26 protein-coding genes and 1 tRNA gene are annotated in these 23026 nt (G+C 64.2%); 18 read left to right on the forward strand and 9 right to left on the reverse strand.

Annotation, left to right across the window (positions count from 1 at the left end):
* Window positions 1-46 precede the first annotated feature (46 nt).
* Together ACFJGT_RS17215 and ACFJGT_RS17220 are read left to right on the forward strand one after the other, a co-directional pair.
* A complete protein-coding gene (locus tag ACFJGT_RS17215) occupies window positions 47-1489 on the forward strand; it encodes an MFS transporter (RefSeq protein ID WP_377840043.1) in 1443 nt (480 codons plus the stop codon).
* Window positions 1490-1626: 137 nt separating this feature from the next.
* A complete protein-coding gene (locus ACFJGT_RS17220) occupies window positions 1627-1938 on the forward strand; it encodes a hypothetical protein (RefSeq protein ID WP_377840045.1) in 312 nt (103 codons plus the stop codon).
* A gap of 12 nt (window positions 1939-1950) precedes the next feature.
* On the opposite strand, the gene ACFJGT_RS17225 is transcribed toward ACFJGT_RS17220, so the two are convergent.
* The 8 genes from ACFJGT_RS17225 to ACFJGT_RS17260 all read right to left on the reverse strand — a co-directional run bounded on the left by ACFJGT_RS17225 (window position 1951) and on the right by ACFJGT_RS17260 (window position 9755).
* Window positions 1951-3315: a sigma-54 interaction domain-containing protein gene (locus tag ACFJGT_RS17225; RefSeq protein WP_377840048.1), complete on the reverse strand. Its 1365-nt coding sequence runs from the start codon at window positions 3313-3315 to the stop codon at window positions 1951-1953.
* A gap of 44 nt (window positions 3316-3359) precedes the next feature.
* Window positions 3360-3710 (reverse strand): flagellar motor switch protein FliN, encoded by a 351-nt coding sequence (fliN, locus tag ACFJGT_RS17230; RefSeq protein ID WP_377840050.1) that lies wholly within the window; start codon window positions 3708-3710, stop codon window positions 3360-3362.
* An 11-nt stretch (window positions 3711-3721) separates the two neighbouring features.
* Window positions 3722-4312 (reverse strand): flagellar assembly protein FliH, encoded by a 591-nt coding sequence (locus ACFJGT_RS17235; RefSeq protein WP_377840052.1) that lies wholly within the window; start codon window positions 4310-4312, stop codon window positions 3722-3724.
* Between the two features lies 1 nt (window position 4313).
* Complete coding sequence (fliG, locus tag ACFJGT_RS17240; RefSeq protein WP_377849005.1) at window positions 4314-5303, reverse strand: flagellar motor switch protein FliG; 990 nt, start codon at window positions 5301-5303, stop codon at window positions 4314-4316.
* A gap of 104 nt (window positions 5304-5407) precedes the next feature.
* Window positions 5408-7096, reverse strand: coding sequence for a flagellar basal-body MS-ring/collar protein FliF (gene fliF / locus ACFJGT_RS17245; RefSeq protein ID WP_377840054.1), 1689 nt, complete (start codon window positions 7094-7096; stop codon window positions 5408-5410).
* A 200-nt stretch (window positions 7097-7296) separates the two neighbouring features.
* Window positions 7297-7572, reverse strand: a complete 276-nt coding sequence (locus ACFJGT_RS17250; protein ID WP_038359348.1) for a DUF1153 domain-containing protein — start codon at window positions 7570-7572, stop codon at window positions 7297-7299.
* A gap of 107 nt (window positions 7573-7679) precedes the next feature.
* On the reverse strand, window positions 7680-8351 hold the full coding sequence (locus ACFJGT_RS17255; protein ID WP_377840057.1) for a flagellar hook assembly protein FlgD: 672 nt from the start codon (window positions 8349-8351) through the stop codon (window positions 7680-7682).
* A gap of 15 nt (window positions 8352-8366) precedes the next feature.
* On the reverse strand, window positions 8367-9755 hold the full coding sequence (locus tag ACFJGT_RS17260) for a flagellar hook-length control protein FliK (RefSeq protein WP_377840060.1): 1389 nt from the start codon (window positions 9753-9755) through the stop codon (window positions 8367-8369).
* Between the two features lie 360 nt (window positions 9756-10115).
* Here ACFJGT_RS17260 and mnmA point away from each other — a divergent pair, with 360 nt between their 5' ends.
* From mnmA to ACFJGT_RS17325, 13 genes are all read left to right on the forward strand, one after another.
* A complete protein-coding gene (mnmA, locus tag ACFJGT_RS17265; RefSeq protein ID WP_377840063.1) occupies window positions 10116-11303 on the forward strand; it encodes a tRNA 2-thiouridine(34) synthase MnmA in 1188 nt (395 codons plus the stop codon).
* Window positions 11304-11339: 36 nt separating this feature from the next.
* Window positions 11340-11996, forward strand: coding sequence for a methyltransferase domain-containing protein (locus ACFJGT_RS17270; protein ID WP_377840066.1), 657 nt, complete (start codon window positions 11340-11342; stop codon window positions 11994-11996).
* Between the two features lie 66 nt (window positions 11997-12062).
* A tRNA-Met gene (locus ACFJGT_RS17275) sits at window positions 12063-12139 on the forward strand.
* Window positions 12140-12302: 163 nt separating this feature from the next.
* Entirely contained in the window at window positions 12303-13523 is a 1221-nt protein-coding gene (locus ACFJGT_RS17280) for a tyrosine-type recombinase/integrase (protein ID WP_377840071.1), read from the forward strand.
* A complete protein-coding gene (locus ACFJGT_RS17285; protein ID WP_377840074.1) occupies window positions 13523-13966 on the forward strand; it encodes a hypothetical protein in 444 nt (147 codons plus the stop codon). The genes ACFJGT_RS17280 and ACFJGT_RS17285 overlap by 1 nt, the downstream gene beginning before the upstream one ends.
* A 107-nt stretch (window positions 13967-14073) precedes the next feature.
* Window positions 14074-14292, forward strand: coding sequence for a helix-turn-helix domain-containing protein (locus tag ACFJGT_RS17290; RefSeq protein WP_377840077.1), 219 nt, complete (start codon window positions 14074-14076; stop codon window positions 14290-14292).
* Between the two features lie 4 nt (window positions 14293-14296).
* Window positions 14297-14494, forward strand: coding sequence for a hypothetical protein (locus ACFJGT_RS17295; RefSeq protein ID WP_377840082.1), 198 nt, complete (start codon window positions 14297-14299; stop codon window positions 14492-14494).
* Entirely contained in the window at window positions 14494-14781 is a 288-nt protein-coding gene (locus ACFJGT_RS17300; RefSeq protein WP_377840084.1) for a hypothetical protein, read from the forward strand. The genes ACFJGT_RS17295 and ACFJGT_RS17300 overlap by 1 nt, the downstream gene beginning before the upstream one ends.
* On the forward strand, window positions 14778-15035 hold the full coding sequence (locus tag ACFJGT_RS17305; protein WP_377840086.1) for a hypothetical protein: 258 nt from the start codon (window positions 14778-14780) through the stop codon (window positions 15033-15035). Before ACFJGT_RS17300 ends, ACFJGT_RS17305 begins: the two co-directional genes overlap by 4 nt.
* A gap of 222 nt (window positions 15036-15257) precedes the next feature.
* Window positions 15258-15557, forward strand: a complete 300-nt coding sequence (locus tag ACFJGT_RS17310) for a hypothetical protein (protein WP_377840089.1) — start codon at window positions 15258-15260, stop codon at window positions 15555-15557.
* Window positions 15557-16384 carry a hypothetical protein gene (locus tag ACFJGT_RS17315; RefSeq protein ID WP_377840091.1) on the forward strand — a complete coding sequence of 276 codons (828 nt, stop codon included), beginning with the start codon at window positions 15557-15559 and terminating at the stop codon, window positions 16382-16384. Before ACFJGT_RS17310 ends, ACFJGT_RS17315 begins: the two co-directional genes overlap by 1 nt.
* Window positions 16385-16386: 2 nt before the next feature.
* The gene (locus ACFJGT_RS17320) at window positions 16387-18165 is read left to right on the forward strand and encodes an AAA family ATPase (RefSeq protein ID WP_377840094.1); all 1779 of its coding nucleotides are present in this window, start codon (window positions 16387-16389) and stop codon (window positions 18163-18165) included.
* Between the two features lie 11 nt (window positions 18166-18176).
* Window positions 18177-19238 carry a winged helix-turn-helix domain-containing protein gene (locus tag ACFJGT_RS17325; RefSeq protein ID WP_377840096.1) on the forward strand — a complete coding sequence of 354 codons (1062 nt, stop codon included), beginning with the start codon at window positions 18177-18179 and terminating at the stop codon, window positions 19236-19238.
* 133 nt (window positions 19239-19371) lie between these two features.
* On the opposite strand, the gene ACFJGT_RS17330 is transcribed toward ACFJGT_RS17325, so the two are convergent.
* Entirely contained in the window at window positions 19372-20499 is a 1128-nt protein-coding gene (locus ACFJGT_RS17330) for a hypothetical protein (protein WP_377840098.1), read from the reverse strand.
* Between the two features lie 102 nt (window positions 20500-20601).
* On the opposite strand from ACFJGT_RS17330, the gene ACFJGT_RS17335 reads away from it, so the two are divergent.
* The 3 genes from ACFJGT_RS17335 (at window position 20602) to ACFJGT_RS17345 (ending at window position 22861) form a co-directional block, all read left to right on the forward strand.
* On the forward strand, window positions 20602-20820 hold the full coding sequence (locus tag ACFJGT_RS17335) for a hypothetical protein (protein WP_291656804.1): 219 nt from the start codon (window positions 20602-20604) through the stop codon (window positions 20818-20820).
* Window positions 20821-21189: 369 nt separating this feature from the next.
* On the forward strand, window positions 21190-21828 hold the full coding sequence (locus tag ACFJGT_RS17340; RefSeq protein WP_377840101.1) for a hypothetical protein: 639 nt from the start codon (window positions 21190-21192) through the stop codon (window positions 21826-21828).
* Window positions 21821-22861, forward strand: coding sequence for a serine/threonine-protein kinase (locus ACFJGT_RS17345; RefSeq protein ID WP_377840105.1), 1041 nt, complete (start codon window positions 21821-21823; stop codon window positions 22859-22861). Before ACFJGT_RS17340 ends, ACFJGT_RS17345 begins: the two co-directional genes overlap by 8 nt.
* Window positions 22862-23026 lie beyond the last annotated feature (165 nt).

Below are 23026 nucleotides of genomic sequence, written 5' to 3' on the forward strand. Positions count from 1 at the left end.
GGTGCCGGCCTTTTCATTCGCCATCCGCAATCGGGGGACCTCCGGCATGACAGCGCCGGGCAACCAGCAGAACGGCACGATCGAAACCGACGTGCCCGCCCGGCTCGACCGCCTGCCCTGGTCGCGCTTCCACACGCTCGTGGTCGTCGCGCTCGGCATCACCTGGATTCTCGACGGGCTGGAGGTCACGCTTGCCGGCTCCGTCTCGGGCGCCCTCAAGCAAAGCCCGGCCCTCAAATTCACCAATACCGAAATCGGACTCGCGGGTGCGGCCTATATCGCCGGCGCGGTGCTGGGCGCGGTCTTCTTCGGCTGGCTCACCGATCGGCTCGGGCGCAAGAAGCTCTTCACGATCACGGTGCTCGTCTATCTCACCGCCGCGGCCGCCACCGCCTTCTCCTGGAACGTTGCGAGTTTCATCCTCTTCCGCTTCCTCACGGGCATGGGCATCGGCGGCGAATACACCGCGATCAATTCGACCATCCAGGAACTCGTCCCGGCCCGCGTGCGCGGCTGGACCGATCTCGTCATCAACGGCTCGTTCTGGATCGGCGCGGCGCTCGGCGCGCTCGGCTCGATCGTCCTGCTCGATCCCGCCCGAATCGATCCGGAATACGGCTGGCGCCTCGCCTTCTTCATCGGCGCCGCGCTCGGACCGATCATCCTGTTCATGCGGCAATGGATTCCGGAGAGCCCGCGCTGGCTGATCAGCCACGGCCAGCCCGAGCGCGCCGCCGCCATCGTCGCCGATATCGAGCGCCGCGCCGGTTTCGTCCCGCCGGCCGACGAGGTCCTGCCCGTGACCCGCCTGCGGCCGCGCGCCGCGACGCCGCTCGGCGAGGTCTTCCACGTGCTCTTCGTCGCCCATCGCGAGCGCGCGCTGGTGGGCTTGGCGCTGATGCTGTCGCAGGCCTTCTTCTACAACGCGATCTTCTTCACCTACGCGCTGATCCTGACCGATTTCTACGCCGTGCCCTCGCAGAACATCGGCTGGTTCATCCTGCCCTTCGCCGCCGGCAATTTCCTCGGGCCCCTCCTGATCGGCCGGTTGTTCGATACGCTCGGCCGGCGCGTCATGATCGCCGCGACCTATGCCCTGTCGGGCCTGCTGCTGACCGGGACCGGCTATCTCTTCTGGAAGGACTGGCTCACCGCCTCGCAGCTCACCTTGTGCTGGAGCGTCGTGTTCTTCTTCGCCTCGGCCGCGGCGAGCTCGGCCTATCTCACCGTCTCCGAAACCTTTCCGGTCGAGATGCGGGCGCTCGCCATCGCGATGTTCTACGCGGTCGGCACCGGCGCGGGCGGCATTGCCGGCCCCTGGCTCTTCGGTATCCTGATCGACACCGGCTCGCGCGGCAGCGTCTTCGGCGGCTACGTGCTGGGGGCATTCCTGATGCTGGCGGCTGCGATCATCGCGGCACGTTTCGCGATCCGCTCCGAGCGTCAGCCGTTGGAAAGCGTGGCACGGCCGCTCAACGCGGTCGATTGAACGGGAGGCGCGCGTAACCATAGCGCGCGAAATCCGCCCGGATGGAACAAAGCATCATCTAAATGCATTATTCCATGCTGGCATTCCTCGCCTAGGAATGCCGTCGGAGATGTGGTGACAACAGCCTGGAGGCCGTCGTGGACAGACGCTCATTCCTGATGACACTGGTCGGTGGTTTTGCCGCTGCCGGCATGGGCGGCATCGCCGCCGCCGAAGCGGCCCAGCCCAAGCTGGTACCGGTGCCGGACGCCGAGCCCAACAAGGGCGAGGAAGCCGTGACCGCCGAGATGAAGGAGGCGCTGGACAAGACCGACGCCGAATTCAGCCAGTACTATTACTACCGCCGGCCGCGCTACTATGCGCGCCCCCGCTATTATGCGCGTCCGCGCTACTACTACCGGCCGCGCTATTACGCCCGCCCGCGCTACTACCGCAGGCGCTATTATTGACGGGTGCGGGGGTCAGGCCGCGCTGATGCGGGTCTGACCCGGCTCGGCCACGGTGATGCCGGACGAGGTGTACTCGCTGAGCTTGTTGCGCAGCGTGCGGATCGAGATTCCCAGAATCTTGGCCGCATGCGTCCGGTTGCCGAGGCAGTGATCGAGCGTATCGAGGATCAGCTCACGCTCGACATCGGCGACCGTGTGCCCGACCAGCGAACGCGTCATCGCCTCGGCGGTCTGGGCCGCCCGTGCCGCGGGGTCGCGCGAGGGCGCGGGTGATAGTGCCTCGCCTTCCGGGCTGAGCACCGCCGTGGCGGCGATCTCCGGCCCGCTTGCCAGCAGCACCGCCCGGTGCATCGTGTTTTCCAGTTCGCGGACATTGCCGCGCCAGGCGTTGGCGAGCAGCAGCTTGCGCGCATCGGCCGCGATCGGCCGCGGCGGCAACCCGTTCAAATCCGCATATTTCCTGGCGAAATGATCGGCCAGCACCAGGATGTCGGCTGGCCGCTCGCGCAGCGCCGGCAGGCGCAGATGCACGACATTGAGCCGATAGAACAGGTCTTCGCGGAAAGAGCCCTCGCGCACGGCCTCGGTGAGGTTGCGGTTCGAGGTCGCGATGATGCGGATATCGACCTTGACCGGCTGCGTGCCGCCGACGCGGTCGATCATGCGCTCCTGCAGCGCGCGCAGGAGCTTCGCCTGCAGGCGGACATCCATCTCCGAGATTTCGTCGAGCAGCAGCGTGCCGCCATTGGCCTCCTCGAACTTGCCGATGCGCCGCGCGATGGCGCCGGTGAAGGCGCCCTTCTCATGGCCGAACAACTCGGATTCGAGCAGGTTGTCGGGGATCGCCGCGCAATTCACCGCGACGAAGGGACGATCCTTGCGGCCGGATTTCTGGTGCAGATGCCGCGCGATCACCTCCTTGCCGGTGCCGCTCTCGCCGGTGACCAGCACCGGAGCTTCGGAACGCGCGATCTGCGTGGCGAGCTGCACGACGCGCTCCATCGCCGGGTCGCGCCAGATCAGGTTGGACTGGTCGGCGGCGACCGCCTCGAGCACCGCTGCGATCAGATCCGGGTCGGGCGGCAGCGGCACATATTCCCTGGCACCGGCCTGGATCGCGGCGACGGCGGCGCGCGTATCGGTCGAGGTGCCGCAGGCGACGATCGGCGTGCGGATGCGCTCGGCCTCCAGCGCCGCGACATAGGCCGCGATCGGCTGGACGACATCGATCATGAGGAGATCGGCGCCCTTGGCCCGCAGCACGGCGAGCGTCTGGTCCAGGCTTTCGGTATGCGTCACGGCCGCGCCGCGGGACATGGCGATCTTGGCGGCTGCGATGATCTGTCCCTTGAGACCGCCGGCGATAATGAGGCGCATGGCTCAGGTCCTTCTGTTCTTTGTCGCGATGGCGGGGCCGGCTCTCACCGGTCCGCCTTGATGATTTCCGTCATGGTCACGCCGAGCCGGTCCTCGACCACGACGACCTCCCCGCGCGCGACGAGCCGCTCGTTGACGAAGATGTCGATGGCTTCGCCGACGCGTCGGTCGAGTTCGATCACGGCGCCCGGCACGATCTGGAGCAGGTCGCCGACCGCAACCTTCGAGGAGCCGAGCACGGCGGACACCGTGACCGGCACGTCGAAGACCTGTTCGAGATCCTCCGCCGTCTTGACCGGAACCGGGCCCGAACGCGCGACCGACATCTCGCCCTGATCAAAGGACAGGTCGGCCTGGTTCAGCGGCGGCAGGTTGAGATCGTTCTCCGTGCTCATAGCTCAGACCTTCATGGTTCGGCATGGCCAGGATCGAACACGCGGGCGACCGCCTGCTCGACCAGAGCCGTGAGTTGCTGGCTGTCGAGGACGAAGCCGCCCTCAGCCCATTCGATGCGCCCGTCGCCGGGCATGATGTCGGATTGCCCGAGCACGATCAGCTTGCCGGCGAAGCCATGTTCGGCTGCGAGCTTGCGAACCAGTTCCTCGGCCGCCTCGACCACGCTCTCATGCACGCGCAGCACGAGATGCGGCGCCGTGCGGGCATGGCTCAGACATTCGCGGATGGCTCCCGCCAGCGAGGCCAGCGGCTTTTCCGCCAACGCCGCCCCGGCCAGCGCCTTGGCCGTCACGATCGCGACATGGGCCGCATGCTCCTCGATTGCGGCGGTACGTGCCGCCTCCTGCGCGAAAAGCCGTTCGGCCGAGCGCGCGAACTGCCCCGTCAGGCCGGCGATCTGCGACTGCGCCTCGCGGTGTGCCTGCTCCTGCCCGGCATGGAAGCCTTCGGCGCGGGCAGCCGCAAGCTCGGCCTCGCCGGCAGCCTTGCGGCTGCCTTCGCGAAAATCCGTGCCGAACATGAATTTCTTCGCGGAACTCATCTCAATACACCAGCTCGTCGTCGGAACCGCCCTTGGACAGCACGATCTCGCCCTTTTCGGCGAGTTCCTTGGTCATCTGGACGAGCGTCGTCTGAGCCTCGTCGACCTCCTTGAGACGCAAGGGGCCCAGGCTCGCCATGTCGTCCTGCATGTTCTTGGCGGCACGCTGCGACATCGCGCCGAAGAAGAAGTCGCGCATCGGCTGGCTGGCGCCCTTGAGCGCGCGCGACAGTACGCTCTTGTCCGCCTGGCTCACCAGCGTCTGCAATCCGGCGGGATCGAGCTTGGCGAGGTCATCGAAGGTGAACATCAGGGCGCGGATGCGCTCGGCCGCTTCCTGGTTCGAGGCGTCCAGTGCCGAGAGGAAGCGCAGCTCGGTCTGCCGGTCGAAGCCGTTGAAGATCTCGGCCATCATCTCGTGCGGATCGCGGCGGCGGGTCTGCGTCAGGGTTGAGACGAATTCGGTGCGCAGCGTGTTCTCGATGTGGTCGAGCGCTTCCTTCTGGATCGATTCCAGCCGCAGCATGCGGCCGACGACTTCGATCGAGAGATCGTTCGGCAGGTTGCGCAGCACGTTTGCGGAATGCTCCGCCCGGATTTTCGACAGGATCACCGCGATGGTCTGCGGATATTCGTTCTTGAGGAAGTTCGCGAGCACCACCGCATCGATGTTGCCGAGCTTCTGCCACATGTTGCGGCCGGCCGGACCGCGGATCTCCTCCATGATCAGCGCCACCTGATCGGTCGGAAGGATCTTCTCCAAGAGCGAGATCGTCCGATCGAAGGAGCCCGTCACCGCGCCGGCGCTGGAAAGCTTGCCGACGAAATCGAGCATCAGTCGTTCGACCTCGTCCGCGTCGACCGTGCCGAGCTCAGCCATGGCGCGGGTGATGATGCGGATCTCGTCGTCGTCGAATTCCTGCCAGATCGCGCGACCGTGCTCCTCGCCCAGCACCAGCAGAATGACCGCGGCGCGCTGCGGGCCCGTCATCTCGGCAATGGTCGTCACACCGAAGCCGCCGCCTTCGACGGCGTCTTGGAGGCCAGTATTCCGCGTTGCGAGGGATCGGGTCTCGGCCATGTCTCAGCGCCCCGTCACGCTGCAGACTTCTCGTGGATCCAGCTCCGCAGCACCGCGACCGAGTCGGCCGGATTCTGCGAGACCAGAGCCCCGATCTTTTCCACGGACTGCGCCTTGAGCTGCCCCTTGACCTGGGCGATCGCCAGCATCCGCTCCGAGGGGGCCGGCTCCATGTCCCCGGCGAGCGCATCGCCGTCGGGACCGACCGTCACAGCCCGTCCGCTTCCGGCCGGGTCGCCGGTCGCGCCGGCGAGCGCCATGCCCCCATTGCGCATGAAGGAAGGAATAGCCCGGACATTGCTGTTGTCGGCGGCCAGCACCTGCTTCAGCAGCGGGCGCACCACCGTCATCAGCACGATCACGGTGAGCAGCGAGATGACGGCAAGCTCGGCGAAGCGGATCAGGTCCTCCTTGGTGAAGGAGGTGAGCTGCTGCATCAGCGTCTGCTCGGTGAGGTCGGACGGGGGCGGCGGAGCCTCGGCGAAGCGCAGGTTGACGACCTCGACCTTGTCGCCGCGGCCCTGGTCGAAGCCGACGGCGGTGCGCACCAGCTCGCCGATGCGTTCCAGCTCCTCGTTGTTGCGCGGCTGGTAGGACATCTCCCCCGCCGGGCTGCGCGTGTAGTTGCCGTCGACGAGGACGGCGACCGAGAGCTTCTTGACCCGCCCGCCCTCCAGCACCTCGGTGCGGGTCGTGCGCGAGATCTCGTAATTGGCGACTTCCTCGTTCTTCGAGGAATTCTCGCGCTGGTTCTGCTGCGCGCCTTGCGTCTGCTGCGCGCCCGGCAATTCATTGCCGACAGTGACCGCGCCGTTGCCGCCCTCGGTCGTGGTCGAAGCCTCGGTGCGGTTCTGGCTGGAGCGCAGCACCCGGCTTTCCGGATCGTAGCTCTCGGAACGGCTCTCGACCCGGTTGGCGTCGAGCGCGGCCGAGACCTGCACCCGCGCCCGGCCGTGGCCGACGACGCTGGCGACGATATCCTCGACCTGGCCCTTGATGCGCTTCTCGATCGCGGTCTGGCGCTCCTCGATGCCGAGCCCGATCAGGCCCTGGTCGGTCTGGGCGCCGTCGGCGAGCAGCCGGCCGCGCTCGTCGACGATCGAGACGCGCTCCGGCTTCAGGCCGTCGACGGCCGAGGCGACGAGATGGCGCACGGCCCGGACCTGCGCGGCGTCGAGATCGCCCGCGAGCTTGAGCGCGATCGAGGCGCGCGGCGGCTCGCGGTCGCGCTCGAACAGGCGGCGCTCCGGGATGACGAGATGGACGCGCGCCGCCTGCACGCGGCCGATCGAACGGATGGTGCGGGAGAGTTCGCCTTCGAGCGCGCGAAGGTGGTTGATGTTCTGGACGAAGCTGGTCGAGGAGAAGGCGTCGCCCTTGTCGAAGATCTCGTAGCCGACGCCGCCGCCGGCCGGGATGCCCTTGCTGGCAAGGTCGAGGCGCAGGCGCGGCACGTCGGCCTTGGGCACCAGCACGGTCTGGCCGTCGCCGCGCAGTTCGTACTTGATGCCGCGCGCGTCGAGGTCCTTGAGGATGGCGCTGACGTCCTGGCTCCCCAGTTCCGAGAACAGTACGCTCATCGTCGGCTGGGACATCTTGAGCATGACGAAGCCGAAAAAGCCGACGAGCACCAGCGTGACGGCCAGCATGGCCGCCAGGCGCGCCGCGCCGAATTTGGCAAACTGCTCGATCAGGCCGCTCACGCCGTCATCCGTCCCACAGAATCGCAGGGACGGCGCACCTGCTCCGACCCACTAGGCAAGTTTTTCCCAGTGCATGGTTAGCGGGCGGTTAATTTTTGGAAGCGGGTCGTTAAACTTTCCGGATAGTCGAACCGTGCAAATACGAAAGGCGCCGGCCCTTTCGGGCCGACGCCTTTGTAAAGAAACGGAAATTCTGCTTCTTACTGGCGGTAGTGCTGGATGCGGGTCGTCCGCAGGCCGGCGAGGCCATGCTGATCGATCGACATCTGCCAGCTCAGGAACTCGTCGACGGTCAGCGTATAGCGCTGGCACGCCTCTTCGAGGCTGAGCAGCCCGCCGCGCACGGCGGCCACCACCTCGGCCTTCCGCCGGATGACCCAGCGCCTGGTATTCATCGGCGGGAGATCCGCGATCGTCAGCGGACTTCCGTCCGGTCCGATCACGTATTTCACCCGCGGTCGCAATGGCTCGGTCATGGTACTCTCACACAACTCAACAGAGCTACTGAGGGCAGCATAGGCGGGCGGCTTTAAGAATTGGCTAAAACGATCGCCTCGGATGTCCACGACTGATTCGCCGCCGCTCACTCGCCGCGGACCACGCTCTTGACCTTGTCGATCGGGATGCTGATCCCCCCGATCTTGAGCATCGGGATCGACGAGGTGAAATCAACGCCGTCGACCACGCCGCTGATCTGCGTCTTGGCGGTGATGGCATCGCCAGCCACGCTCTTGGCATCGATGGTGATGGTGTATTCGCCATCCGCGGCCTTGCTGCCCGTGGAGGTCGTGCCGTTCCAGCTATAGGTCTGGTCGCCGGCGTTGAACGACCTGGTTTCCGTCTGGACCACGCTTCCCTTGGAATCCTTGACCGTGATCGTCGCCGTGCCGGCGGCGGGCATGGTGACCTTCCAATCGGCCTTGCTGTCGAGCAGCCGTGCCGTGGCACCGTCCGCTGTCACCGTGGACCCGATGAAGCCGACCGCGTTCGTCGCCGTTCCCGCTGCGCTGAGGCTGAGCAGGGAGGCGAGTGTCTCGTTGGTCCTGAGCTGCTGTTCGACGCCGGCGAACTGCACAAGCTGGGCCGTGAACTGGTTGGTGTCGAGCGGGTCCAGCGGCGACTGGTTCTTGAGCTGCGTCGTCAGCAGCGTCAGGAACTGGTCGAAGTTGTTGGCGATGCCGCTCGTGGAGCCGGTCACCGTGCTGTTGCTGGTGCCCGATGAGCCGGAAGTGCCTGATGTGCCGGAGACCGCCATGGCGCTATTCCTCGTTCAGATGCTGAGATCGACGCCGCCGAGCCGGATGAGCCGGCGCTGCGGGGCGGGATCGATCGAAAGGGGGGCGTCCTCGGCCAGATCAGTGCCGCCTGGTTGCCGCGGGCGCTGCGGCGCCTCGTCCTGCTGGCGGTTCTGGCGGAAGGCCGACTGGTCGGACGGGTCGCGCAGGCTGATGTCGACACCGCCATCGGACGGCTTCAGGCCCGCCTGCTCGAAGGCGCGTTCCAGCGTGCGCGCATCGCGCTGCAGGAGGTGAAGAGTCTCGACCCGGTCGACGACCAGCTTCGCGCTGACCTCGCCCTTGTCGGAGATCGAGAGGTTGACGTCGACGCGACCGAGTTCGTCGGGATCGAGCCGGATATCGAACTGCCGCGCGCCCGACATCGCGCGCAGGCCGATCTCGATCGGCACGACATGGATCGGCGTCGGCTGGCCGCTCGCCGTGCCCTGCCCCGGCGCTCCGGGCGCCGTGCCCGACGCCGCATTGGGATCGAACGGCTGAACAAGGCGGTCATGCCCGGCTTTTCCGGACGCCTGCTGCAACAGGGTCGAGAAATCGAAAGGCGTTGCCGGTTGCTGCTGAAGAGAATCGAGTGCCTTGGCCTCGGCGGGTGCCGGCGCGCCATTCGCGGCCACAGGCTGGTCGGCCTTGGCCAGGATGTCCGCAAGCTCTTTCACGCCCTGCCCGGCCGTTCCGGCCGCATGCACGCCCGGCGCGGTCTTGCCGTCCTGGGCGACGACGCCTGCGGCCGACGCCTGTTCCGTCGCGGGCATGGCGACGACAGGCAATCCCGAGGCTGCGGCAGCGAGTTGCGCCCGTGTGATATCCTTCTTCGCGCCCCCCTCGGTCGACATCGACTCGACGGCCTCGCCCTCCGCGGCATCGACAGCCAGGAGCGGGCCCTGCGGCAGCAGCGCAGGCAGAACCGCGACCGGGACCGACACAGCTGGGGTCTGGGTTGCCGCTACAGGAACGGGAGCCGCGACCGCAGCCTCGCCTTCCCCTGCGGTCTTGCTCTCCTTCTTCGAACCGTCCTGCGTCTCGCCGACAGCTTCACCGATTTCAGTCGCCTCGCCTTCGCCGGCAGGCTTGGCCTGCGCGCCCGTCTGGGCGGCAGCCATCGCGATCAGGAATGCGATCCCGCTCGCGTCGGTCTTTGGTTCCTGCGGCATGGCCGCACCGGACTGGACAGGTGAAGAGGTCGGCACAGCCGGCGAGACCACTGTCTTCGCAACATCCAGCTGCGCCTTCGCCTTGGCCGGATCGACGACCTGCTCCGCGCCCGTCGCATCCTTGGCCGCAGCGGCTTCCGAGGAGGCTGCCGTCTTCCCTGCCGTGCCGGCCTTCGCCTCTCCGGCGGCAGCCGCCTTTGTCTCGGGCAACGCAAAGACTTCGCCGCCCTCGCGCGGCTCGGTTTGACCGGCGCGCGACCGGGTAACCGGCGCTTCGGCAGTGGCCTGACTTGTGAACGCAGACTGGATCGGCATGAACGGTCCCGTGACGCGGGCAACAACGCGCCCGACCCGGTCCAGCAAGTTGCGAGCCAGAAACGGCCCTTGCTGAATCAAGGCCTTAGCACCACTTCAATCGGGGAGAGGGCAATATCGAGCCCGGCTCCACAAGCCCAAGCCGGCAGGATTTGCCGATCCGGCTGGCGGCATCGGAGCAAAGCCGGTATAGAGCCGGCAGACGCGCCGACGCCGCCTTTCGAACCTCCCGAGCCAGCCACGACACAGCCGAGAATGACCGCGCCCTTCCGCAATTCCCTCGACATCGCCAAGCCGCCCGCGGCCACGCGCGTCGTCGCGGCGATGTCCGGCGGCGTCGATTCCTCGGTGGTCGCGGCCCTGCTCAAGCGCGAGGGCTATGACGTCATCGGCGTCACGCTCCAGCTCTACGATCACGGCGCCGCCGTTCACCGCGCCGGCGCCTGCTGCGCCGGGCAGGACATCCATGACGCCCGCCGCGTCGCCGAGACGATCGGCATTCCCCATTACGTGCTCGACTACGAGAGCCGCTTCCGCGACGCGGTGATCGAGCGCTTCGCCGAGAGCTACCTTGCCGGCGAGACGCCGATCCCGTGCGTCGAGTGCAACAGGACCGTGAAGTTCCGCGACCTGCTCGATCTCGCCAAGGAGCTCGGCGCCGATGCGCTGGCGACCGGCCATTACGTGCTCAGCCGCGATCTCGGCAACGGTCATCGCGGCCTGTTCCGCGCCGCCGACGCCAGCCGCGACCAGAGCTATTTCCTCTATGCGACGACGCAGGAGCAGCTCGACCTGCTGCGCTTCCCGCTCGGCCATATCGACAAGGCGCAGACCCGCGCGCTCGCAGCCGAGCTCGGCCTCGCCATCGCCGACAAGCCCGACAGCCAGGATATCTGCTTCGTGCCGAACGGCCGCTATGCCGATGTCATCGAGCGCCTGAAGCCCGGCGCCGCCCGCCCCGGCGACATCGTCCATCTCGACGGCCGCATCCTCGGCCATCATGACGGCGTGCTCCATTACACCGTCGGCCAGCGCAAGGGGCTGGGCATCAGCGCAAGCGAGCCGCTCTATGTGCTGCGCCTCGACGCCGACGACGCCCGCGTCATCGTCGGCCCGCGCGAAGCCCTGAGCGTGGGCGAGGTCCGCCTGCGCGATCTCAACTGGATCGGCGAGATCTCGCTCGATGCCCTGCCGCCGGAGGGCCTCGACGTCGCCGTTCGCGTCCGCTCGACCCGCGCGCCGCGCGAGGCCCGGCTCTTCCGCGACGCCGACGGCCTGCGCATCGAGCTCGCCAGCGACGAGGAGGGCGTCTCGCCCGGCCAGGCCTGCGTGATCTATGCCGATGCCGGCCCCGGCTCCCGCGTTCTCGGCGGCGGCACCATCCTGCGGCGCCCGCTCGCCCTGCCGGCCGCGCCTGCGCCGGCCGCCCTCGCCCTGTCCTGATCGCTCAGGCCCGCTCTTCCGCTCGGACCCCAGACCATGCCGGTGACCTACGACCTCGACGGCCAGAAGCGCGTCTACGCGACCTGGGCTAAATTCTACGACCGGATCTATCAGCGCATGCTGGCCCGCCCGCAGCGCGAGGCGGTCGAAGCGGCCTGCGCCTGCGGGCCGGACATCCTCGAGATCGGCGTCGGCACCGGGCTCACCCTGCCCTATTTCACGCCGGACTCGCGCGTGCTTGGGGCAGACCTCTCGCTCGACATGCTCAAGGTCGCTCATCGCAAGGTCGTGAGCCAGAATCTCGACCATGTCCGCGGGCTGATGGTGATGGATGCCTGTCGGCTCGGCTTCGGCAATGAGCGCTTCGACGCCGTCACCGCGCAATTCGTCATCACCCTGGTGCCGAATCCAGAGCAGGCCCTGGCCGAGATGGACCGCGTCCTGAAGCCCGGCGGCGAGATCATCATCTCCAGCCGCCTCGTCGACGATGGCGGCCTGCTGGCGCGGTTCTGGAGCGCGGTCGCGCCGCTCTCGAAGGCAGTCGGCTGGAGCTCCGACTTCAAGGTCAGCCGCCTGACCGACTGGGCGAAGGCGACGGACCGCTACGAGACGGTCCATGTCGGGCGCGGCTATTTCAAGGTCGTTCGCCTGCGCAAGCACGCTTCTGCCGATAACGCGCAATCCAAGGCTTGACGCACCCCTGCCACGACGCCTATATCGCGCCTCGAAGACGAGCCGGCTTGCCGGCTTCGACCCTGTGGCGGGGTAGCTCAGCTGGTTAGAGCAGCGGAATCATAATCCGCGTGTCGGGGGTTCAAGTCCCTCTCCCGCTACCAAACTCCCTTTCATAGACGTTCACTGACGACCGAGACCGGCCCCGCAAAGGCCGGTTTTGCTGTCTTTAGGCGTCAGTAGCGTTCACCAGCGTTCATTGACAGCCGGCCGATTTGTTGGCCTCCCTGTTGGCCTGAGCCCGAGGCCATCAGATGCGAGGCCAACATGCCGCTGACAGACACGGCGATTAAGAACGCGAAAGCCCAGGCGAAAGTGGCGAAGCTTTCGGACGGCGGCGGCCTGCAACTGTGGATCATGCCGAACGGCGCCAAGCTCTGGCGCATGGCCTATCGCTTCGACGGGAAGCAAAAGAAGCTGGCGATCGGGCCTTATCCTGGCGTCGACCTGAAAGCCGCCCGCGCTGCACGCGAGGCCGCCAAGGAACATCTACGCTCCAGTCGAGATCCATCCGAACAGAAGCGCCTCGACAAGGTCGCGAAGCAGGAGAGCCGCGCTGCGACCTTCGCCAGTTTGGCGACCGAACTGCGGGAGAAGAAAGCGCGCGAGGGCAAAGCGGATGGCACACTGGAAAAATTCGACTGGCTGCTAGGCTTCGCCAATGACGACCTGGGCAGACGCCCTATCGGTGAAATATCCGCTGCCGAAATCCTCGCTGTTCTCCGCAAGGTCGAAAAGCGGGGCCGCCTCGAAACGGCGAAGCGGCTCCGCTCTGTGATCGGCCAAGTCTTTCGATATGCCATTGCCGCCGGCAAGGTCGCGAACGATCCCACGTTGGCCCTGCGCGGCGCCCTTGCTGCTCCTAAGCCAACAAGCCGAGCCGCCATCACCGACGCGAAGGCGCTTGGCGGACTGCTCCGCGCGATCGACGCATACGAGGGCCAGCCCGGCACGCGCGCCGCGCTCCAGCTCATGGCGCTCCTGTTCCAGCGGCCAGGAGAACTGCGCTTTGCGGAATGGACCGAGTTTGACCTGGAGGAAGCCGTCTGGATCATCCCGGCCAAGCGGATGAAGATGCGGCGCGAACATCATGTGCCGCTACCGACGCAGGCCGTCGCCATTATCAAAGAGCTGCGAGAATTTCAGGATCGAAGCCCGCTTCTGTTCCCTTCCCTTCGCTCGGCCTCCCGGCCGATGTCCGAGGTCACGATGAACGCGGCGCTGCGCCGCATCGGCTATGCCAAAGACGAGATGACGCCTCATGGCTTTCGCGCCAGCGCTTCCACCCTGTTGAACGAATCGGGCCTGTGGTCATCCGATGCGATCGAGCGCGCGCTAGCCCATCAGGACCAAGACGCCGTGCGCCGCGCCTATGCCCGCGGCAAGCATTGGGATGAGCGCGTGCAAATGGCGCAGTGGTGGGCCGATCGGCTCGACGTGCTTCGCAGCGGCGCCATTGTTCTGCCGATCAAGGCGAAGACCGCCTGATGAATGAAGCCCCGCGCCAAATGCTGGCCGATATCGCGCAACGCCTGGAGGACGGGCTTAGCGATGTTGATCGTGGGTTCGTTTATCTCACCGAGACAGACGCTTCATTCCTGTCGCAAGCTATGGGAGCCTTTCTTTCGGGGGAAAGCCCAAGCCTTGATGGCGCGTTCGGTCTGACCAGACAGCGCGGCAGGCCGAAAAGCGGACCACAGAACGAACGAAATATGGCGCTCGTAAAGGCCGCGCTCCAGTCTGCCGCCAAGACGTGGGACGAGGTGGCGGCTGACCCTCTCGTTGTAAAGCTGGCCGGCAAGGATGGCATTGACACCGATGTTCTGCGGAAGCTTGTCAACCGGCACCGCGACGAGGCCGAACGCGAGATCATCAGCGACTTGGCCAAGAAGATAGCCGCGAGATTAGAAAAACGAGACGCCAAAAAGTAAGCGCCCACTAATTCAGCGATTTAGTGGCCGTGCGACCAGCGTACGGCGTCGGCAATCTCTCAGCACCGTTCGGGTGACCGCTCCTGAACATCACCGCTGAGGATGAAATGCCAGAGCAACCGAAACACCTAGTTCCTGTAGCCTACCACCCCCGGCAGGCCGCGCAGGTTCTCGGCATCGGCGTAACCAAGCTTTACGCTGAGATGGCCGCCGGCAAGATCAAGGCCAAGCGCTTCGGCCGCCGCACGCTGGTTCCGGTCACGGAGCTGCAAGCCTGGATCAACGCCCTGCCGGGCCACGAGTTCCCCGAGAGGGAGGCGGCGTGAATCGATGCAGCTAGAAAGCAAAACCCGGCGCGGGGGAAGCGCCGGGCTCGCGAAGGCTTCATTCCTGGCCGGAATGCCTTCCGAAGATACCATCCCCGAAATTCTCGTCAATCGTCTCCAGCGTCGTTTCGGCATTTCCGAGCTGCACGCCGCCACGGTTCTCCGCCTCGCCTCGATCGGGCCGCAGGAGGGCCGACGCTAATGGCAAACCTGAAAAGCATCACCGTCGCCATCGAAGGCGATCCCACGCCCAAGACTTTCAAGGGGCGCGACGCCTGGGCCTTGGACAACCTCATCAATGCCGGAACGAAAGGCTGCACGCCGATCGACCATCCGGGGCCACGCTGGAGCCACTACGTTTTCAAGCTCCGCCGCGGCGGTGTTGGCGTCGTAACCCACGATGAGGAGCACGCCGGCCCATATGCCGGAACCCATGCCCGCTACGTCCTGAGCGTGCCTGTCACCGTGATCGAGCGGAGGGCGGCATGAGCGCGAGCATCACCCCCCTGCCGCCTCCTCCAGTCGCGGACATCAATAGCGCGACCAACCCCCGCGCCTTCATGGGCGGTGCGCTGGCCTATGCCAGTCTGCATCTCGATCATGCGTGCGACCATCTCGTCATGGGTGACGCGCCGGCCCTGATGCGCTCTGTCAGGAAGTTCGCGGCCTTTGCCAAGGCGGCGCTGGACACCTTGCCCGAGGCGATGCGCCAGCTCGACGACGAGGGCAGCCACGATGACTAGCGTGGTTCCCTTTCCCCGTCGCGCCGTGCGAGCCCCTAAGCGCGTTCCCGACGCCGTCGAGGTCGTCATGGATATGGGCCTCTGGTGCGCCGCGACCAGCCAGGGAGGGCGCCTTGTCAGGCGCCACTCCGCCACCCCGAACACAGCCGAAGCCGCCGCCGCTCTTGCCCGCCAAATGGCCGAGCGTGATGGGCTGCGCTTCATCTCCAGCGAGGCAGGACTATGACCAGCACCAAAGCTGCTCGCCAGCCTCATCCGTGCGCAAGATTGAGTAAGCGCGCCCTTGAGGTCTTCGAACAAATTGCCATTGGCAACGACCTTGCCGGCCATCACCCCCGCATCCTCGAAACGTTGGTTTCGCGCGGGCTGATCGAGCGCCGGGCAGAGGAAGTGGCGGGGCCGTTCCGCGGCACCACCATGACCATCAACCGCTATGACGTGCCGCTAATTGTGCATGCGGAATGGTGCTCGTGGTGCGCGGAAAACGTGACCGACGAGATGATTGAGGAGGCGCGGCGCTAATGGCTCGCATCCGCTCAATCCACCCGGCTATCTTCACGGATGAAACATTCGTCACTCTTGGCCATCCCGCCCGGCTGCTCTGGATCGGACTGTGGTGCGAGGCGGACGATCAGGGCGTCTTCGGCTGGAAGCCCCTAAGCCTGCACATGCGCCTCACGCCAACGGCAAAGGAGGATGTTGCAGGCCTCCTCGAAGAGCTGGCCGCAGCTAACTGCGTTCGCCGCTTCGACATAGATGGACGACCCTACGGGGTCATCCGCAACTTCGTGCGGCACCAGCGCCCTAAGCGGCCTCGCGAATACCATCCTCTGCCGGATGAGCTTCGCAGCTATGCCGGTTTTAATGAGGACGGCAGCCGCCCTGATGCGACGACCGGCCGTAAGCGCTTTGACGCAGAAGAAGGCATTTCCGGGGCAGAGCCCGAACGTGTCCCGAACAGGGTAGAAACACGTTCGGGAAGTCGCTCTCAGATGGAGACGGAGACGGAGACGGAGACGGAGACGGAAGAGTCTCTACCTAACGGTAGAGGCGCAAGCGCCCCGGCTTCGCCTACGGCAGTTACTGCCCTCCCCGATTGGCGGGAGAGGCTCTTCCGGCAAGGGCTCGCTTCCGTGACGGAGATGACCGGCAAGCCGATTGGTCCGGCGCGGACGCTGATCGGCAAGTGGCTGCGTGACGCCAAGGATGACGCCCGCAAGGTGCTGCGTACGATCGAGGACGCGCAGGAGCAGAACGCGGCCGAACCTGTCGCCTGGATCGAGGCCGCTCTGAAGGCTCGTCCGGCCCAGCGCTCGGATTCCCTCCAGTTCACCATGGGGAGGGGCTGAGCATGGACTTCCTCGAAACCGCCAAGGCCGAAGGTATCCGGCTCCGCTCATGGGCGCAGGGCAACCACAAGGCCACCTGCCCCCGCTGCTCGCATCTCCGCAAAAAGAAAACCGACCCTTGCCTGTCCGTCACCGTGTTCGCTGATCGCGTCCGCTGGCAGTGCCACCACTGCGGCTGGACCGGCGGCGCCGGGGGCGACGACTTCAGGCGCAATCCCGTCCGCGAGGTCCGCATGTTCAATCGTCCTGTTCGGATCGAGAACCCCGAACGCCCCGACAAGATGCTGGCGTGGTTCGCTGGTCGCGGTATCTCCGCCGCGACCGTTGAGCGTATGGGCGTCTATCTCACCCGCCAGTGGTTTCCGCAGATTGAGGCGGAAGCTACCTGCATCGCCTTCCCATACGAATGGGCCGGCGCGCTTCGGAATGTGAAGTACCGGGACAACGAGAAACACTTTCGCCAGGAGAAGAACCCGGAGCCGGTGCTTTACAACGCCGATGCGATCAAGCCCGGCGAGGATCTGATTTTCGTCGAGGGCGAGATGGACGTACTCGCCTTGATCGAGGCAGGGCTGTCCAATGTGGTCAGCCTCCCGAACGGCGCTCCCGACCGGCCCGAGCACTCGGACAAGCGCTATGATCCGCTGGCGACGCACGCGGCCGAACTGGAGGCTGCTGGACGCATCCTGATTGCTACCGACATGGACGGCCCCGGCGAACTGCTCGCGCAAGAGCTGGCCCGCCGGCTGGGCAAGGATCGATGCTGGCGCGTCACCTTCCCTGCCGATGAGACGACGCAGACGAAGGACGCCAACGAATGCCTGATGGCGCACGGCGCCAAGGTGCTCCGGGCTCGCGTGGAGAATGCCGAGGCCTGGCCGATTGATGGCCTGTATGGCGCCGATACCTTTTCAGATGAAGTGTTGGCCACCTACCGCGGCGACGGGCCTAAGCCCTTCTCGCTCGGGATGGGCCGGGACTTGGATCAGGCCTTTAAGGTGTTGCCCGGCCAGTTCGTGGTCGTGACCGGCATTCCGAACCACGGCAAGAGTCGGTGGTTGGATCAGGCTGCCGCGACCATGTCGGACCTGCACGGCTGGCGCTGGGCCGTGTTCTCCCCGGAGACCGGAAGCGAAAGCCACATCATCGACCTGTGCGAGATCAAGACGGGACTGCCTTTCCATGACGGTCCGACCTTCCGCATGGACGAGGAACAGCTTCACACGGCGATGCGCTGGATTAACGACCGATTCGTGTTCATCGACTCGGGCGAGCATACGCCCTCGATTGATTGGGTGCTGGAGCGCGCGAAGGCCGCCGTCCTGCGCAAGGGCATCAATGGCCTGATCGTGGACCCCTACAACGAACTGGAGGCAGGCCGGCCCGCTGGCATGACCGAAACCGAGTTCGTCTCGCAGCTCATCAGCAAGTGCAAGCGCTTCGCGAAGGTGTACGGCGTCACCGTGTTCATGGTCGCGCACCCGACGAAGATTTCAAATCCGGCCGGCGGCAAAGAGCCTGTGCCAGGCCTCTATGACATTTCGGGCTCGGCTCATTGGCGCAACAAGTCCGATGCCGGAATCGTCGTTTATCGCGATTTCGAAGAGCGCTGCACGATGGTCATCGCCAAGAAGATCAGGCGGCAGCCGATCTGTGGGCATCCGGGCCAAGTGAAGTTCTGGTTCATGACGGATTCCCGCCGTTTCGATGCTCAGGCTGGGAGCTACCGTGCTCAGGGCCAGGAAACATCCGCCGCCAACAATAACCGCCGCTCGGCCTGAGAGGACGCACGATGACGATTCACGCACAGGCGTCCAAATTGGATATGGACAAATTCGCCAAGGTCCACCGCCTGATAACGGCGGGTGCAACCGAGGGCGAGAGGACTGCCGCCCGCGCTCGTGCTGAGGCTATTGCCCAGCGCGCCGGGATGACGCTCAACCAAGCTCTGTCCAAGATGGACAGCGCCCCGAAGCCGCAACCAGCCGCGGCAGCATCGTCCGACTGGCGCGATATTTTTCGCGGTATGGACGATTGGATGGAGGAGAAGCACCCAGGCTACCAAGCGAGCCAGGCGGAGAAGAATACCGCCCGCGAGGAACGGCGGGCCGACCGGCGTCGTGCGCTTCTGGAGCGATTTGGGAATGTGTCAGCCGTTTTCGCTTTGACGGAAATCGAGCGGGCGTTGTTCGTCGCCGCCGCGCCGTTTGCAAAGCGCAAAATCAACATGGACTGGTGCGGTACGCAGAAGTTCGCGTTCACCTGCAATTTGGGGGGCGCTGGCGAGCTGGATTTTCTCAGCAAGGCTGACCCCGCGGCGGTTGCTGCAATTCGCGAGGGCTGGCCGATGCCGCAGACATTGCCCGGCCTGCTTGCCGAGGCGTTGATGTGGGACAAGCTGCACGATGACCGAAGCGCGTTTGTCGAGGGCGAGTATCGTCACCACCTCGAAGTCTTCGCGCGAATGGAGCTGCTGGAGCGCGACCTGCACAATCGCCCTGCAGAATCTTGGGACGACGTGGAATCCCGCTTCGCTTGGGAGAAGCATAAGTTCGAGCGGCAGTGGATCGACCCGACCGAGGAGAAGGAAGACGGGCTCGTGATGACTCTTCGCCGCGATTTCGAGATGCTCCGCCGACGTTACGAGGCCCCCGCTCAAAATGGACAGGATGAGGCCTGCGCCAAATCGACGAGCACCAATCGGCGCACCAACGCCGATAAGCAGCACGACGTCATTTCACTGCTGAACGAGGCCCCGCATTTGTCAGACCGGGAGATCGGGCGGCCCGCCGGAGTGAGCCCGCAGACTGTGTCCACCTGGCGGAAGAAGCTCCAAGCCCAGTGTCCATCTTGAGCAGCGGCGGTGTCGGAAAATAGGCTCAATACCTCAGTTTTTGTGCACCCCGTTTTAGGGGCTCAATACCGCAAATGTGACGCACGAAAATTCGGCTCAATACCGCAGTTTTTGTGCGTCACGCCCGGCCCCATCATTTGGAACCGTCTTCGTCGAAAAGGACGAAGCTTCCGTTGGCGACCGGATCAATGCGATCAGCCTGGGAAATTGCCCACCTTCGCCATTCATCCAGCTTCTCGCGAGCGATATTACCGGGCTGCTTTTCCCACTCACGCACCGCTCGATCAACATAGGACCGAATAGCAGATGCCTTTCGGAGATTGTCTGCGTCATCGAGCAGCCGTTTGACCCGCGCTTGCTCCAGAGCCACTTGCTGCTCCGTGGTTTCGCGCTCGATACGCTCTCGCTCTTGACGGTCTCGCTCTATCGCGAGGTCCCGCCGTTGGATGCGCCAGTCCCTTAGATCTGCCAACCCTTGGCGGTAACTGAGTTCTGCATCAAGAAATAGCTCCGTAAGGATTTCCGCGGCCGATGCTTCCAGCTTGCCGCTCTCGGTGTCGGACCAGACCCGACCGCCCGATTCTCGCTCATCTCGAAATGGCCCAAGCACGACCTCGACCTCTTCGCGCTCCTCTCGCTCGCGTCGACCGGATATCGTCTTGTAAGAGTGTTTGGTGACCTTGCGTACCGAGAGCCCGATCCGCTTTTCACCGACAGTGGCCTCAAATTCCAGTTTGTCTTTGTCGCCGCGGCGCCATTTCGCACCAGCCCTCTCCCCCGCCAGCAAGAGCCCGTTTGCGATTCTCAGGCGCCTTCGGTCGAGAGGACTTTGAAAGCGCGGGCGCGGCCAGGAGAATCCGGTCGCCCGTTGCTGCTCCACCAATTTCTGTTCTTCAGAAATCAGCGTCGCGATTTGGGCATGAGCTCTCGTGATGCGATCCGGAATATTGACTGTTCCCACGAGCGCGTGCGCCCGGTTGCGCACGGCGGTCTCGTCCTCGTCGAAATCTGGAAGTTCGGGAACGAAATCGTCGGGCTCGTCATTCCACAGCCGCCATTGATAGTCGCCGATGACAAGGACTTCCGGTTTTCCCAGGTCTCTTTGGGGCAGCGCAATTTTTACGGTCCTCTTCCCGGCCTGCACCTTGTTCCAATGTCCCTGCGGTGGCGTCGGCACATCGAATTTCTTGCATGCCTTCTTCAAGGCAACGTCTGAAATGCCGAACCGCTCGCACAGCTTCCAAAGCGGTTCGGCCCACACCAGGTCGTAGAGCTCTCTTCGGGTGCACGTCTGTGGCAAGCTCGCCCCCCAGCGTCTATCGCGACATTTCCGACACTATGGAAGCCGGAGAGGAGGACACCAATGGCAGAAACGCGTATCGACCTGGCAATCGAGGCAGGAGCCAAGGCCATGCATGAGAGCGCTCGTGAAAAGCGCCAGTTCACCTGGGAGCAATCGTCGGAGGAGTGGCGGCGTGATTTGCGCGCCTTCGTTCGGCCCATCGTTGAGGCCGCGCTGGAATCCTCCGATGAATTTCTGGCTGCGGCTACGCGCAGGAAGCCCACTCCGGAGAATAGATAGCCCCGCCATGACTCAGTGGCTGGCGCTGGCTGGCCCTGATGAGGCCACGATTGGGGGTGGTAGCCGAGCCCGCACGAATGCGGCCCACGACTCTGAAAACGCCACCTGCGCTTTGACGTCCAGTTCACTCCCGAATGAGATCCATGCTCGGCCTCATGTGGGGTACGGCAGCACTGGCGAAGGTCAAGCGCATCGAGTGCAACAGCAAGGCATCGCTCGCCTTCAGTTTCTGGCTCCGTCCCGAGGGTGAGTATGGCACCGCCGACGGCATCGCTCACAGCGTAGCCGCGGCGGCCTGCGGTTCTTCGGCGGCCAAAATGGGATCACGGTGTACGCTCCCGATGGCGCGTCCGTCACGCTTGATCCGGGATGGCCGAGATCTGCCAGGTGAAGTTCTGGTTCATGGGGGAAGTTCGACGGTTTGAGGCAGTCGCCGGCAGTGCAGACCTCTCGGCGCTTCGTAGGTCCCCCTCCAAAATCCCGTCAGCCACAGATTGCGCCTTGATCCTTTGTACCAATGAGGCGAGCATCAATTGGTGCTTCGGGGGGATCATGCGAACAATTGGTATCAGAGTGGCGCCCAGCGCCGTGACGTTTGCTGTGTATGACGCCGCGGCTCAGGCCGTTGTGAACGTCGAGCAGATAGTCATACCAGCGGCATTCGAAACTCCCGACGCGCTTAAATACATTAGGAGCAACCTGCTTGACGTACTCAGGGAGTACAAAGTCACTCGTGCAGGCATCCGCGCTACGGAACCTTCGGCGCAAAATCCTTCTATCCCACGCATAGAAATAGAAGGCGTACTGAAGGAGGCTTTTGCAAGTAGCGACCTCGAAGCCTTTTATGTAGGTCATATCTCATCGATCGCATCGCGTCTCGGTATCGACCGAGCCGCACTCAAGCCAATGATTGATGGGGAGAGCGATCCCGGCATAGAAAACTGGGACCGGATGAATAAAGAACAGCGGGAGGCTGTTTTGTGCGCAAAGGGAGCAGTTAATGCTTAGGCCGTACAAAAGGGCGGAGCTAAATTTTGCTGAGATTCGAGAGATAGGCGCCGACGGCAGAAATTCGAAAACTCATCTGGTTCGCGACGCCCAACTGGGTGCCGAGATTGTCATGAAGACAATCGCAAAAGCCGATCTTATCGATCCTGCAGAATTCTTTGACGAGGCCAAGCATCTCTACGCGACGGCTCATCAAAACGTGGTACAAATACATTACGCCTGCGAGGATGCCGACAGCGTATATATCGCCATGCCATTTTACATTCGCGGGTCGGTCAAGGGGCTGATGGCGGCCAGCAGACTAACCGTGCGGGAAATCATCAGACTCGGATGCCAATTGCTTTGCGGTGTTCATAATATACATTCGAAAGGGCTGATACATTTCGATATAAAACCGGACAATGTATTACTTTCTAAGCGGAGCGAGGCTCTGCTTTCTGATTTCGGGCTAGCGAAACAAATGCAGCTCGGCTTTGCTCAACCTAATGGCTTCTATCTGAAGATGGCACCCCCAGAGGCCGTTGGCGGGCCGCCGTATGATTTGCGGTTCGACATTTACCAAATCGGCCTGACGCTATATCGCATGATCAATGGAAATGACGAGTTCTATCGGCAGTTTGCTCCTTTCTATGACGCCCTCGGAAACATAGACCGGCCCGCGCTAGCGGCAGCAATCACTGCTGGGGCCTTTCCCGATCGGCAAGCCTTTGGCGAGCACGTTCAGGTCAAGCTGCGCCGGGTGGTGGCAAAGTGTCTGGAGCCGAACCCGCTTGATCGTTATCCATCGGCTCTTGCGGTAGCTAACGCCCTCGCGGCGATTGACGAATGTTTGGACTGGCGGCCGGTTGAAGACCCTGTTAACAAGATTTGGATAAAGAACGAAAACGGAACGGAGAAACGCTTCGTTGTGAACTCTGACGGCTCTACCGAGTTTACAACTACGGCGCTGGGCGGCGCGGCTCGGCGAAAGCGCGACCTATGTAAGGCTCGGATGACGAGACGGGAGATTGAGGGAACTCTCAAATCAAACTGATGAGCAAGATCAAAAACGACCCGACAAAATACCAAAAGCGAGAAGTCTCAGCACCCGTCCCGGCGCCGAGGAGCGCGCCATTGCCTATTGATCTGGCGAGCGCATTTTTTACGGCTCAGGTTGTAAAAGGCCGCTATCTGGACTTCCGCAAGTTAAAGAGCGCGC

This window comes from Allobosea sp. UC22_33, assembly GCF_042700715.1.
GTDB lineage: Bacteria > Pseudomonadota > Alphaproteobacteria > Rhizobiales > Beijerinckiaceae > Allobosea.

Bases quoted from the DNA above. Each gene is read 5' to 3' on its own strand.
- ACFJGT_RS17215 (WP_377840043.1), top strand. From the start codon at position 47: ATGACAGCGCCGGGCAACCAGCAGAACGGCACGATCGAAACCGACGTG.
- ACFJGT_RS17225 (WP_377840048.1), bottom strand. From the start codon at position 3,315: ATGCGCCTCATTATCGCCGGCGGTCTCAAGGGACAGATCATCGCAGCC.
- fliN (WP_377840050.1), bottom strand. From the start codon at position 3,710: ATGAGCACGGAGAACGATCTCAACCTGCCGCCGCTGAACCAGGCCGAC.
- ACFJGT_RS17235 (WP_377840052.1), bottom strand. From the start codon at position 4,312: ATGAGTTCCGCGAAGAAATTCATGTTCGGCACGGATTTTCGCGAAGGC.
- fliG (WP_377849005.1), bottom strand. From the start codon at position 5,303: ATGACGGGCCCGCAGCGCGCCGCGGTCATTCTGCTGGTGCTGGGCGAG.
- ACFJGT_RS17250 (WP_038359348.1), bottom strand. From the start codon at position 7,572: ATGACCGAGCCATTGCGACCGCGGGTGAAATACGTGATCGGACCGGAC.
- ACFJGT_RS17255 (WP_377840057.1), bottom strand. From the start codon at position 8,351: ATGGCGGTCTCCGGCACATCAGGCACTTCCGGCTCATCGGGCACCAGC.
- mnmA (WP_377840063.1), top strand. From the start codon at position 10,116: ATGACCGCGCCCTTCCGCAATTCCCTCGACATCGCCAAGCCGCCCGCG.
- ACFJGT_RS17270 (WP_377840066.1), top strand. From the start codon at position 11,340: ATGCCGGTGACCTACGACCTCGACGGCCAGAAGCGCGTCTACGCGACC.
- ACFJGT_RS17280 (WP_377840071.1), top strand. From the start codon at position 12,303: ATGCCGCTGACAGACACGGCGATTAAGAACGCGAAAGCCCAGGCGAAA.
- ACFJGT_RS17285 (WP_377840074.1), top strand. From the start codon at position 13,523: ATGAATGAAGCCCCGCGCCAAATGCTGGCCGATATCGCGCAACGCCTG.
- ACFJGT_RS17290 (WP_377840077.1), top strand. From the start codon at position 14,074: ATGCCAGAGCAACCGAAACACCTAGTTCCTGTAGCCTACCACCCCCGG.
- ACFJGT_RS17295 (WP_377840082.1), top strand. From the start codon at position 14,297: ATGCAGCTAGAAAGCAAAACCCGGCGCGGGGGAAGCGCCGGGCTCGCG.
- ACFJGT_RS17300 (WP_377840084.1), top strand. From the start codon at position 14,494: ATGGCAAACCTGAAAAGCATCACCGTCGCCATCGAAGGCGATCCCACG.
- ACFJGT_RS17305 (WP_377840086.1), top strand. From the start codon at position 14,778: ATGAGCGCGAGCATCACCCCCCTGCCGCCTCCTCCAGTCGCGGACATC.
- ACFJGT_RS17310 (WP_377840089.1), top strand. From the start codon at position 15,258: ATGACCAGCACCAAAGCTGCTCGCCAGCCTCATCCGTGCGCAAGATTG.
- ACFJGT_RS17315 (WP_377840091.1), top strand. From the start codon at position 15,557: ATGGCTCGCATCCGCTCAATCCACCCGGCTATCTTCACGGATGAAACA.
- ACFJGT_RS17320 (WP_377840094.1), top strand. From the start codon at position 16,387: ATGGACTTCCTCGAAACCGCCAAGGCCGAAGGTATCCGGCTCCGCTCA.
- ACFJGT_RS17325 (WP_377840096.1), top strand. From the start codon at position 18,177: ATGACGATTCACGCACAGGCGTCCAAATTGGATATGGACAAATTCGCC.
- ACFJGT_RS17335 (WP_291656804.1), top strand. From the start codon at position 20,602: ATGGCAGAAACGCGTATCGACCTGGCAATCGAGGCAGGAGCCAAGGCC.
- ACFJGT_RS17340 (WP_377840101.1), top strand. From the start codon at position 21,190: ATGGCCGAGATCTGCCAGGTGAAGTTCTGGTTCATGGGGGAAGTTCGA.
- ACFJGT_RS17345 (WP_377840105.1), top strand. From the start codon at position 21,821: ATGCTTAGGCCGTACAAAAGGGCGGAGCTAAATTTTGCTGAGATTCGA.